Below are 12315 nucleotides of genomic sequence, written 5' to 3' on the forward strand. Positions count from 1 at the left end.
TATTAATTCACCTCATCCTTTTTTATTGAAATCCATACTTCTGTACTTCCTTCACCCATTTTTTCATTTTTAATCGGATAAACCTCAATATCTGGTAATTCAGCATACATGTATCCTGAACCTAAGAGCCATTCTGTATAAAACCTATTGAAAACACTCTGAACACTTTCACGAAAGTGACCGTTGTTTTCAAATATTACCCATGTTGAAGCGGGAATTTCGTATACAAAAAACTTTTCAGAAACATCTTTTTTTGTGGCTGAAGCAATGTAATAAAAAATATTATCTGGATCTTTAAAAACACTCACTCCCAAAATTCCGTTTGGATTTTCTTCAGACAATAAACAAATCTCAGAAAATTCTTTTGTTTTTACAATCTCGTTCCAAAAATCCGGAATAATTTTTTGATTTTTCTCCATATCTTCTGTTATACGTAATCGTAATCCTGCAATTCTAAAAGCTGGTTTATCTTCAATTCTGTATGACATTGGAGTATCCCCTTTCACTTTTATCGAAAACTCTATAGGAGGAAATGAAATCAAAGTTACGCCTTTCTTCTTTGCGCTCATGGGCGAAACTTTGTGTACACTCTTAAACGCTCGATTAAATGCCGTCGGTGAAGAGTAGCCATATTTTAAAGCAACATCCAGTACTTTAATATCTGTTCGCTGCAACTCAAGAGCTGCTTCTGACATTCTTCGTCTTCGAATATATTCCGATAATGATAAACCAGTTACATAATGAAAAATACGCTGGAAATAATATTTTGAGTTGTTTGCAATTGATGCAGCTTCCTCATAGGAAATTTCTCTATCAAGATGTCTCTCAATATATTCAATTACATTACTCAGATTTTTAATCCATTCCATTTCTTCAACTCCTTATATATATGTTAAGGAAATGAGAAAGTAAATTCCTCTCATTTCATGCACTCATTTGTAAACAAACATAAATCTGTGACTTTTATTTTTTATATTGGGCTTGTAAGATGAAAATCTGCTCAGATACGAAAAATTTTTATTGCGCGACTTTCCTCAATGCTGAACACGCTGCTTTCGATAGTTTTTAAATCGATAGTCATTCTATTCTGATGCGATAGATATTTGGAAACTAAACTTTCCTCATGTTGAGCAATTGTTTGATTACTGAAGTGTAATTAGAAAGAGCGTATACACAACAAATGATGGGTAGATTCTCCATTCTAGTTGTATAAAAACCATCTAAGTATGCCTATTAAATAAACCCTAAGGTGGCTACGTTTACTTAGTCATGTTGATTACTTTCTAGAAAGAAAAAAAGGTAGTACAAAGAGAATTTAAGATTCCCTTTGCTCTACCTTCTCATTTTTTTAATGTACTTAAGTTAATGAAATTGACCTTTACGTCTCAATTTATTTGATAATATCTTTCAACCCTTTCATCAACCTTCCAATACTGTGTCCACAGATGTATAAGGTAGGTCTAAATCGTTTGCAACTGCTTCAATTGTTAACTTTCCTTCATAGGTATTCAGTCCGCGGCGTAATGCAAAATTATTTTCTAGTAAACTCACTAAGTCATTGTTTGCTAATAAATTAGTGTATTCCATTGTTGAATTTGACAATGCATAAGTCGCAGTTTGTGGAACAGCTCCAGGCATGTTTGCAACAGCATAATGAACCACATCTTCTTTGAGATAAGTTGGATTGTCATGGGTGGTTACTTTATCCGTTGTTTCGAAAATTCCACCTTGATCAATTGCTACATCAACAATTACTGAATGGAATGGCATACCTGCAACCATTTCTTTTGAAACTAATGTTGGTGCTTTGTGACCAGGAATCAATACAGCACCTATCACTAAATCAGCCGATCTCAATACTTCTTGAATATTGTAGCTATTAGACATCAAGGTTTGGACGTTTCCTTCAAAAATCAAATCTAATTGTTTCAAACGGGATACACTTACGTCCATAATCGTTACATTTGCCCCAAGACCGGCTGCGATCTTCGCAGCATTCATACCAACAACCCCACCGCCAATAACAACGACATTCCCACGTGCAACACCTGGAACACCTGAAAGCAACACGCCGCGCCCGCCGTTAACACGCTCCAAAAAATTTGCTCCTATTTGCGCAGCCATGCGTCCAGCAATTTCGCTCATCGGTGCAAGTAATGGTAATGAATTGTCGGCAGGCTGAACATTCTCATAAGCGATTGAATTCACACCTGCTTTCAATAACGCTTCAGTTAACGATTTGTTTGCCGCTAAATGCAGATAAGTAAATAATAGTAACCCTTTTCGAAAGTAGCAGTATTCTTCAGACAGTGGCTCCTTAACTTTCACAACCATTTCTGCCGCCCAAGCACTCATCGGATCTAGTACGATTGTAGCACCCGCTTCTTCATATTCTTCATCTGTAATAGAAGAACCCAAACCCGCCTTTGTTTCGACCAAAACTTTGTGTCCTCGATTTGTTAAATCGAATACCCCAGATGGCGGCAAAGCAACTCTGTTCTCGTTATTTTTAATTTCTTTTGGAATCCCTATTATCATGAATATCCCCTTTCTAAATCTATTTTCTTACACTACAGAAGAACGAGTATTGCTGTAATCCTCATAGATCTTTTCTGCAACAATTTTTTTCAACGTTTGAACAACCAGATTGATTTCTTCATAAGAGGTATATAAGGCAATTGGAGCCAGACGAATTACATTGGGTTCACGAAAATCTGGGATAACACCATTATTCCTCAATGCAGCAGCAATTCGATATGCTTCTTCGTGTTGTAGGCATACATGTCCACCACGCACTCTATCATCCGTACTATTCCCATAAGAATAGCCATAATCAGCTAATTCTTGATCGATTAAATACATTAAATAAGCGGTTTTATTCAAAGAATTCTCTCGAATTTTTTTCATTCCTAATTGATTGAAAATTTGTAAAGAACCTTCTAAACCTGCCATTGAAAAAATTGCCGGTGAACCAATTTGCCAGCCGCTTGCATCAGGTTGTGGCTCAAAATGATGTTTTAGTTGGAATTGAGTGTCGTTGCGATTACCAAACCACCCTGCTAATCCCGGTTTTTTATCAAAATGTTTTTTATTGATATATAAACCAGCAGTTGATCCAAGACCACCGTTTAGATACTTATACGTACACCAAACAGCAAAATCTGGTTGAATTTCTTTAAAATCAATTTCAATTGCACCAATCGCGTGGCATAAGTCAAATCCAATTATAATTCCACGCTTATGTGCTTCTTCCGTTAAACGCTTCATATCAATAATCTGAGCACTTCGATATAAAACAGTCGGTAATAAAATCACGGCTACATCAGCTTCCATCGCTTCAATCACCGCATCTTCGTCAATAAATTCCCCATCTGGACTTCGAACAACTTTAACAGCTTCCTCAATTGAATATCCTTTTAATTCAACAATACTATCAACCGCATATCGATCTGTCGGGAAATTTAAATCATCGACCAAAATTTTATATCGCTCTTCCGTAGGATGATAAAAAGTTGTCAATGCTGAATGAATATCGGAAGTTGTACTGCCAGTTATAGTAACCTCTTGCGGTGTCGCATTAACCAACGGTGCCATTAAAGCTGAAATCTTTTCACCATAAATATATAAATCATTCCAAGCTTGGACACCTTCTTTTTTCCAGCGCTCTATCATCTTTTCAATACTAGCTACAGCAGCTTTGGAAGCCATCCCCAATGAGTTCCCATCCATATAGATTTCTCCTGGTTGAATAAAGAAATCTTCACGATATTGGTGCAATTCATCTTTTGAATCTAATTTTTTTGCATAGTCTAAACCTGTTTGAAATGTTGTATTCACGTTATTTCCTCCTATTTTTAAGCGATTCCTTTGTTGTCGATAAATAGATAATTGAGCCGCCCACACCGAGAACTGCTATACTTGTCAGAACCAATAGTCCAGCTATCCAAGAAAAATTCTCAATTATTTTAGAAATGATAGGTGCACCGATTACGATTGCTGTGTAATAAAACAAATTGACCAAGCTCATTGAATAGCCAATCAAGTGCTCTTTTCCTGCTGCTCGAGGGACTAAGATAGTAATTGAAGAAGAAGCTAGCATCGCGGCGGCTGAAAGAAAGAAGACTTGCAATATGATTAACCCGCCTATTCCCCCTAAAAATGGTGCAGCTAAACAGGCCAAAGTCATTGTTGTGAAGGCTACTAAAATTACGATACCTGATTTCTTTACTCGATCTAATAAAAAACCGGCCACCACCCCAAAGGGAATCCCAAACAACCCAAATAATCCTGAATAAAAATTAGCTGTTGCTTGAGAAAGATGGTAATAATCACTAAATAAAACTGGATATAATGCAATATAAGCATATAAAACAAAGGCCATACATCCTTGTAAAACTCCTAATATCCATACCGTCTTGTTTTTTAAGACTACCTTAAAGGGTGAGCCTCCTCCCTCCTCTATCACTGTGGTCTCCTCTTTCGGGGCATCCAGAAATAGCAAATATAGAATCCATATAATTATGGACAAGCCACCAATTAAATACCAACTAGCAAAGTGTCCAAATCTCTCAGACAATGGTAAAAATAAATTCATTGAAATCAAGGAGGCTGAAGCTGGAAAGGTTGTAAAAATACCGATCGCCATTCCAGAATGAGGGCTATCCTTAAACCAATAACTGATTAATACCACCGCCGTCATCACAATTGTCGAGAATGAAACACCTTCAATTATCCGAGTCAATAAAAGTAATGAAAAAGAACCAGCAATTGTCCCTAAAAAATTTCCCACTGCTAATAATCCGATAATCACTAATAACAATTTCTTTGCACCGATTTTAGTAACAAGTGCCCCACCTGGTATCGCAATAAAGATACCAGAAATCGTAAATACTGAGGTCAACAAAGACATCTGTGTCAATGATGTATGAAGGTATTGAGACAATGGGTTAATGACCGGGGCTATCTTTAACTGTGACATTCCGATCAACGTCCCACCAGCATAAAGCAAGAAAAATTTCATCCATTTATTCACTTATTTCCTCCTTTCGCCAACAAGTTTAAAAGCGCTTTCAAACCTTGTGCTTATTATAGCGAAAAGCTTTATAAGTTGAATATGCTTAAAAAAAGTTTATTTCCTCTTTTTTTTCGTTTAAACTACAAATAGTAATTTAATTTTTGGCTAAAATAATTATTTTGATAAATTGATGCTGATTTTACCTAAAAAGGAGGAAGCAATTATGGATACAATTGATGAGACTGATTTAAAAATTCTGAAACTGTTATCAGCGGATAGCCGCATGCGTATCAAAGATCTTTCAAAAACTGTGAGTATGTCTGAGCCAAGTGTCAAACGACGAATTGAAAAAATGGTTGATATCGGTGTTTTGCGGAATTTTACTATTGAAATTGATTACAGTAAATTAGGTTTCAGTATTCCCTTCTATGTAAAAATCAGTAATTTAACGATTCACTTTAATGAATTTATAAAAAGAGCACGCCAGCTCAATCCTACTTTATCTATTGATTCCGTCACTGGAGAAGAAAACTATATCATGCAAGGACGCGCACAGACGATTGCTGAGGTGGAAAAATTATTAGCAGCAATGATGGCATATGGCAAGGTATCAACATCGATTATTTTGGAAGAGAATACCGGAAAAAAATTAATCGAACTTCTATAAAAAATGAGCCCCGTATCTAAGACATAAGTAATTCTGTCATAGATATGGGGCTCGCTTGGCGGTAAAGGTGGAGTTCTTAGCAAACAAGAATGATTTAGCAGTTAGAATATCTAAGCGATTGATTATCATTTAATCCGTCATGAGATTCTCAAAAAAAGAAAATAAATTGCGATCTGATCCGCTAAAAAAGTAATGACACCTCGAAATACTTCAGCAAGTGTTTATTAGCAACCTTAGCAACGACAGAAATATTCGTATTTTCTCTTAAGTAATTATTAACTTAATGTATAAACTCCCATGTCTTTGGAACAATAAAAATGAGGGAACACTTCTTTTAAACTTTTTATAGAGTCTCTGTTACTATAACTTTAGATTTCTCTTTAACCATTCTCTTTTTATATCCCGAGATTCTTCCATTCTTTTGTTGTAAAAGCAATAAATCAGATTATGTTCACACTTCTAAAAATACATCTTCAAACCGCTATTGATACTTAAGCAATCTTATAGCTGCTTTTAATTTCGTTACACGTCGGATCTATTTAATCCGATCAGCTATATGTTCGTAAGCTAAAGCTTTCATCACAATAATCGGAGTGAAAAGACAAATCGAAAAAACCAATAATAATGAAATGGCTATTTCTTTGAAAGGTAAATCAAAAATAGCATATGTTGCTGAATTTTTTATAATCAAAAATAGACCATACGTTAATAACATCCCTAAAGTAAGAACAAGCACAGCAGTGATACCACCATAATAAAGACCTTCATAGGCTAACATCTTGTTCGTCTGTTTTCTTGTCATTCCAATACTTTCTAATGTCGCTAATTCTTGTTTTCGAGAAATAATACTAGTAGTGATTACATTGACAAAGTTTAGCAAACCAATAGAAGCCAAGATAATCGCTAATGCATTTCCCATGATCCTTAGAGTCATACTGCTGGAACGTGCATTATCGATCTGTTCTCTTTTAGACATTAAGTTGAAATAAGGTCGCTGGTTAATTAGCTCCCTCATCTGTTTAACAGACTCTACTTCACCTTTATCCGAAAAATTCATTCTTAACTCTAATATGGACGCTTTAGGCGCAATTTGATTAATATTTTTTTTTGAAACAAGAATCGTTGGTGCTCCTTCACTCTGTTGTTCAAGATGCGCTGTCGGAAAATAACCGCCAATCGGTAATGTAACATGTCGTTTTTCCTCAATAACGTTAAAGCCTAAATCTGTAATATTTGCGAAATCTTTTGGTGAGTCAGATTGAACTAAACAAATCTCACCATCATTAAACGCTTCTTCATCAAACGAACGATTTGCTTTTTTCATGACTGAACGAGCTTCATCTATGTCAATACCAACTAGATTGCCATAGAAATTGCTTGAATTCAGATTATCTTCTTTGTGCATACCATATTTAAATGTCTTATTGTAACTTTTTATAAAATTCGAAAATTTCCCTTTTTCAAAATCAACTAATATCTTACTAGATAAATAGACATCTACATTTTCAAGACCCGGAAGTTGATTGATTTGATGAATCAGCTCTTTGTCTTCCGACACACGATTAGGCGAAGTTTCTTCGTTTTGCGAAACAATAGATATATCATCGGACATTTCGCTGATTACAAAGTTTTCTAAATCTACACTCTCTAAAGCAGTGTTCGTTGCAATATACAAAGAAATACCTAAAAACAAGGATAATATAACAATCCATGCACGTTTTTTATCTCTAAAGATATTACGCCAAGCCATAGTGTATAAATTCCCTCCAAAGCGACTATGCACTTTTTGTTTTTTTGGTGTACTTTCAGTAAATTTAATTGCATGAATAGCAGGTACTTTTGCAGCAATTTTTGCTGGTTTAATTGAACTAAGAAGCGTGATACAAAGAGAGAACAGAGCTGCTAAAACATATATCCATGGATTTGTTGAAACAACAATTGTGTCTGCAAGGGTCGAAACTTTTAAAGCAAAAGGAACTAAGACAATGGAAACAGCACCTCCTAAAAATAATCCGACTGGAATCCCAATAGCACATAAAAGAAATGCTTGCCTTAAAATAATGCTTCTGATTTGCTTTCCCGTAGTACCTAAAGCTTTTAGTAAACCATAAAAACGAATGTCATTTGCAATTGAAATATACAAGACATTATAAATTAGTAATCCTCCTGAAAGTAAAATAATAAAGATAAACAAACCTATACCAAAATACAACGTGAACATATTGCTTTCACTTTCTCGTGTTGTAGTTTTTATCTCTTGGTTTTCAGTTAATTCCAACAGTTTTGCTAATTCATTATTTTGTTGAGCAATATTTTGATTGCTTTTATATTTAATGGACACTGTATTTTTACCTTCAGAATCCGGATGAGCACTAGCAAATTTAGTTGAAACTAATATAAAACTCAAATCAGCTGCTCGTTGGGTCACATATTCTTTAAAATATCCGGATAAGATAAATGTTTGAGTATATTCTTTATTTTGGTAGGTAAAATCCAAAGGGATCTCCATACCAATCACAGGTTTACTAATACCTAATACTTTCAGAGCAGATATCGGTACCATTACTTCATTCTTTTTTTGGGGAAAGCTTCCCTTAAAGTCTGTGATAGTTGGGGTTCTCAATTGGGTCCATTCAGGTTCGTCATACCAATGTAGAATAACTTCAGCATCTTTCTTGGCTAGACTTTTTGAATTAATCATTCCAATCGTTCTCTGCGTTCCGTAAGTTGCAACCGTGTCGCTTTGGGCAAGTTTTTGATATTGAATAGCTGTCAAATTGTTTACATTGGCATCGGCTGTTGTGCCTACTATTTGTCTTTGTTGCTGTTGACTAGATTCCATGAAACTCATACCTAAGCTTACAATTGAAGTCAATAATAACGTTGTTAGAACTATTGCAATACTGACAAATATATTCCTTCGTTTATTCGCTTTAAAACTTTTTAAACAAATATCACGGATAATCTTCTTTTGTATTTTCATCTGAATTCACCTTCTTCAGACAAGTGACCATCTTCAATTCGGATGACACGATCCGCTAATTGTGCAATATGATCATTATGAGTAATCATAATAACCGTTTGATGAAATTCTTTTGCAGTCATTTTTAGTAATCCTAAAACATCCTGACTAGTTCGACTATCTAAATTTCCGGTAGGTTCGTCGGCTAGAATAATCGCCGGCTTAGAAGCCAAAGCTCTAGCAATTGCGACTCGTTGCTGTTGTCCACCAGATAATGCATTTGGCAAGTCATCTTCTCGACCGGTCAATCCCAATGTGTTAATAATCTGAGTAACAAAATATTCATCAATTTTATTGCCATCCAATTGAATTGGTAAAACAATGTTTTCATAGACACTTAATATAGGAACAAGATTATAGTTTTGAAAGATAAATCCTACACTCCGTCTTCGAAAGATTGTAAGCTCTTCTTCTGTCATCGTTGACAAATTCTTTCCATCAATTATAACTTCTCCGGTAGTTGGCTGATCCAAACCACCCAATAAATTGAGTAAAGTACTTTTTCCTGATCCCGAAGTCCCAACAATTGTCACAAATTGTTTTGCTGGAATAGTTAAACTGACATCATTGACCGCATGAACTTGATTGGCTCCTTGACCGTATGTTTTCATTAAATGACTCACTGTTACAATATTCATTAATGTACGCCTCCTTAAATGACCTTATTGTAACAAGAGCACCTTACGCACACCTGACAGTTTACTATTCTTTTCTGTCAATTTAGTAAGAATAGGGAAAATATCGTTCTTTCCTGTTCTTGTTTGACTAGCATATACCCTCCCTGTTCTTCCAAAATTGATTTAGTTAGATACAAACCAATTCCAGCCCCAGGTAACTCCTTCGCATTCTCTCCACGATAATACTTTTGAGAGATTAAACGTATTGCGTCATCTGAAACCCCTATCCCATAACTGGTTATGTCTACGCGTGTATAGGAAAGTAATCGCTCAATATTAATTTGTATTTTCGATTTTTCGTGTGAATATTTTACAGCGTTATCAATCACATTACTGAATGCTTCTCCAGTCCATTTAGAATCATGCACTAAGAGATTCGCCTGATTAAAATCACCAGATATCAGTATTTTTTTTTGTTTAGCGGCTTCTTGATTCTCCAAAATTGCCTTCTGGAGTGTTTTATTTACATCTTCCAATACAGGATGTAATTTCATCGTTGCTGTTTCAAAACGGGTCATAATAATAAATTCAGAGGCTAACCACATCAGACGTTCAGAACTGACTTCAATTCTTTCTAAGAATTCCTTAGCTTCTCCTTCTGGTAGATTCATCGACTGCAGCAATTCGGTATACATCATAATACTAGTTAGTGGTGTTCGCATTTGATGAGAAATATCAGTAATCAATTCCTGGATATGTTGGTGTTCTATTTCGACATTATGTTTTCTTTCTTCAGCAATCTCAGCCACTCTTTTAGCTTTAAAAATCACCTTATGCACTTGTCCTTCTGAATATTTAACAGTTTCTGGATCAAATTTATTATGAATGACTTGATCAAATATAGTTTCCAGTTTCTCCAATTCCAGCTCATGTCTTTTTTTTAAAATGCTATTGTATACTGCGCCAAAGATGCACGTACAGGCAAAGATTCCTATATATAGTGTAATCATAAACGGCCTCGTTTATTCCACACATAACCAACGCCACGTATTGTTTGTATAAACTTGGGGTTTTGAGGATCTGCTTCAATTTTCAAACGAATTCTTCTGATATTAACAAATAGAGTATTCTCATCTATAAACTTTCCTTGAGCATCCCATAGAGCGTCTATCAACTTCTCTTTTTCTAATACAATCCCTGCATTTCTAATTAGATAATGAACTAAACGGTATTCTGTCGAACTTAACAAGATTTCTTCTCCATCTTTTGTTAAACAATTAGCATCCAAATTTAAAATGAATGGCGGCTGAGAGATTTCAGTCGTATAGGTATCTATACGACGCAATATTGAAATAATCTTAGCTTTTAGAATCGCTAAAGAAAAAGGCTTCGTTATATAATCATCTGCACCAACTGATAAGCCGGCTACTACATCCATCTCCATATCCAAAGCAGTTAGGAAAAAAATTGGTGTACTAGTAATTTTCCGTATGTCTAAACATAAATCAATTCCATTTCCATCGGGTAAATTAATATCTAAAATAATCAAATCTGGTTGCTCTTCTTGAATTATCTCTACAGTTCCAACAACCTTTTCAATAGCAATCACTTGATAATCTTCCTGTTCTAAAGCAAAAGAAATTCCTCTTCGTAGATTTTCATCATCTTCTACTAGAAATATTTTTTTCATTTAAATTAGCTCCTCTTATTAATCAAGTTTAGCCTCCATCTTACTATAGATTGTTACGTTCTCATAGTTAGATAATTTCCACTAAACATTCCAGATACGCCCAACTACTTCTTTTAATTATCCATTTCAGACAGAAATCAATCATAGAGAACTACAACTGTTTACTTTTTTAAGATATAAAGAAAAATTAATATTGTAAACAATTTTCATAATCAGTAAATTTCCATAAGGTTCCTCCCCAAAAATCTTTTTTTATAGTACATCGTTCAGATAAGCCAATTTAATCCTAATTTTGGGGCGGAAATTCACTTAGGTTCTCCTCCATCATCTGATCAATTTGACCAAATTTAAATCTTGAAAGGAAAAGATTATTTGAGGGATTTAGTAAATTCAAACCAATCAATGAAAAAACTCCAAAAGTGATAAAAACTTCTCAGAGAAAATAGATATCGATAGTTAATGTAATTTAATCGGAATGTATTGAAATCATAATTTTAAAATTTCCGATCCATTCAACACTTCATTATTCATTGCCGAATACTAAGAAAATCTGACTTTCAAATTTTGAACAACTCTATTGTGCTAGATCGAACCAATCATTATTCCAAGATTATTTTAGGCAAGATAGAGTGTACCCTATTGTGCTCTTTTGTAGGAGTGTATAGCTATTCGTGATAAATGAAGAGAGCGGAATCATGGTGCATAGCCAATTTGAATAAATTTTGTGTGTGATAATACTACTATAGTAATGTATTTAAGTTGCGCACTTGTCATTACATGTCCGTGTCCTTCTATAATAGATCCTCGTCTTACAAAAAATTGCAGACCCTATTTTCTTCTTTTTGTTAATAAAGACTGTATCGTTACGCTATCTCCAGGCATAAAAAAACTACTCAATAGTTTTGAGCAGTTTTTTTACTATTCTGGCGAAGTCACACAAAGGGACGTGATCACTTCTTACTTACTCGTTAAGAGAAAAGAACAAAATCCTGTTAAATCCATTTTTTTATTCGTGTAAAAGACTTAAAACAGCTATAAAGCGCTCATATTTGCGTTTTATAGCTGTTTTCTGCTTAATTAAGCGCCCTTTTTTTTCCGACGCTTTGTGGGTATTAACGTTCTTTTGTCTCATTTGCCACTTTTTATGACGTTGGTACGATGTCCAATTTGTTTTTATCATAGTGCCAAAACAGGCGACTCCAATCAAACCATAAATCAGCTGTTAGCCCCTAGGGCTAATAAAACAAATAGTCCAGTTGCTAAAAGATAAAATGTTGTGCGAAAAAAAGCATGCCAGATTTTCAC

9 protein-coding genes are annotated in these 12315 nt (G+C 34.8%); 1 reads left to right on the forward strand and 8 read right to left on the reverse strand.

All coding sequences use genetic code 11. The features are described from left to right. Positions 1-2: 2 nt before the first annotated feature. The 4 genes from FFR60_RS21980 to FFR60_RS21995 all read right to left on the reverse strand — a co-directional run bounded on the left by FFR60_RS21980 (position 3) and on the right by FFR60_RS21995 (position 5032). Positions 3-869: an AraC family transcriptional regulator gene (locus FFR60_RS21980; protein WP_137665831.1), complete on the reverse strand. Its 867-nt coding sequence runs from the start codon at positions 867-869 to the stop codon at positions 3-5. Positions 870-1419: 550 nt separating this feature from the next. Continuing rightward, positions 1420-2538 carry an alanine dehydrogenase gene (ald, locus tag FFR60_RS21985; RefSeq protein WP_137665832.1) on the reverse strand — a complete coding sequence of 373 codons (1119 nt, stop codon included), beginning with the start codon at positions 2536-2538 and terminating at the stop codon, positions 1420-1422. 27 nt (positions 2539-2565) lie between these two features. After that, a complete protein-coding gene (gene kynU / locus FFR60_RS21990) occupies positions 2566-3837 on the reverse strand; it encodes a kynureninase (RefSeq protein ID WP_137665833.1) in 1272 nt (423 codons plus the stop codon). A 1-nt stretch (position 3838) separates the two neighbouring features. Then, a complete protein-coding gene (locus FFR60_RS21995; protein WP_137665834.1) occupies positions 3839-5032 on the reverse strand; it encodes an MFS transporter in 1194 nt (397 codons plus the stop codon). 205 nt (positions 5033-5237) lie between these two features. On the opposite strand from FFR60_RS21995, the gene FFR60_RS22000 reads away from it, so the two are divergent. Next, complete coding sequence (locus FFR60_RS22000; RefSeq protein WP_137665835.1) at positions 5238-5681, forward strand: Lrp/AsnC family transcriptional regulator; 444 nt, start codon at positions 5238-5240, stop codon at positions 5679-5681. A gap of 535 nt (positions 5682-6216) precedes the next feature. On the opposite strand, the gene FFR60_RS22005 is transcribed toward FFR60_RS22000, so the two are convergent. The 4 genes from FFR60_RS22005 to FFR60_RS22020 all read right to left on the reverse strand — a co-directional run bounded on the left by FFR60_RS22005 (position 6217) and on the right by FFR60_RS22020 (position 11010). After that, a complete protein-coding gene (locus FFR60_RS22005) occupies positions 6217-8664 on the reverse strand; it encodes an ABC transporter permease (protein ID WP_137665836.1) in 2448 nt (815 codons plus the stop codon). Then, entirely contained in the window at positions 8661-9341 is a 681-nt protein-coding gene (locus FFR60_RS22010) for an ABC transporter ATP-binding protein (RefSeq protein ID WP_137665837.1), read from the reverse strand. The genes FFR60_RS22005 and FFR60_RS22010 overlap by 4 nt, the downstream gene beginning before the upstream one ends. Before the next feature lie 77 nt (positions 9342-9418). Then, positions 9419-10330 carry a sensor histidine kinase gene (locus tag FFR60_RS22015; RefSeq protein WP_137665838.1) on the reverse strand — a complete coding sequence of 304 codons (912 nt, stop codon included), beginning with the start codon at positions 10328-10330 and terminating at the stop codon, positions 9419-9421. Further along, positions 10327-11010: a response regulator transcription factor gene (locus tag FFR60_RS22020; protein ID WP_137665839.1), complete on the reverse strand. Its 684-nt coding sequence runs from the start codon at positions 11008-11010 to the stop codon at positions 10327-10329. The genes FFR60_RS22015 and FFR60_RS22020 overlap by 4 nt, the downstream gene beginning before the upstream one ends. Positions 11011-12315: the final 1305 nt, after the last annotated feature.

Source organism: Enterococcus hulanensis (assembly GCF_005405485.1).
In the GTDB taxonomy this organism is placed as follows: domain Bacteria; phylum Bacillota; class Bacilli; order Lactobacillales; family Enterococcaceae; genus Enterococcus_A; species Enterococcus_A hulanensis.

What these genes read in the sequence shown, in the direction of transcription:
- FFR60_RS22010 (WP_137665837.1), bottom strand. Translation starts at nt 9,341, where the DNA reads ATGAATATTGTAACAGTGAGTCATTTAATGAAAACATACGGTCAAGGA.
- FFR60_RS21980 (WP_137665831.1), bottom strand. Translation starts at nt 869, where the DNA reads ATGGAATGGATTAAAAATCTGAGTAATGTAATTGAATATATTGAGAGA.
- FFR60_RS22020 (WP_137665839.1), bottom strand. Translation starts at nt 11,010, where the DNA reads ATGAAAAAAATATTTCTAGTAGAAGATGATGAAAATCTACGAAGAGGA.
- ald (WP_137665832.1), bottom strand. Translation starts at nt 2,538, where the DNA reads ATGATAATAGGGATTCCAAAAGAAATTAAAAATAACGAGAACAGAGTT.
- FFR60_RS22015 (WP_137665838.1), bottom strand. Translation starts at nt 10,330, where the DNA reads ATGATTACACTATATATAGGAATCTTTGCCTGTACGTGCATCTTTGGC.
- FFR60_RS22005 (WP_137665836.1), bottom strand. Translation starts at nt 8,664, where the DNA reads ATGAAAATACAAAAGAAGATTATCCGTGATATTTGTTTAAAAAGTTTT.
- FFR60_RS22000 (WP_137665835.1), top strand. Translation starts at nt 5,238, where the DNA reads ATGGATACAATTGATGAGACTGATTTAAAAATTCTGAAACTGTTATCA.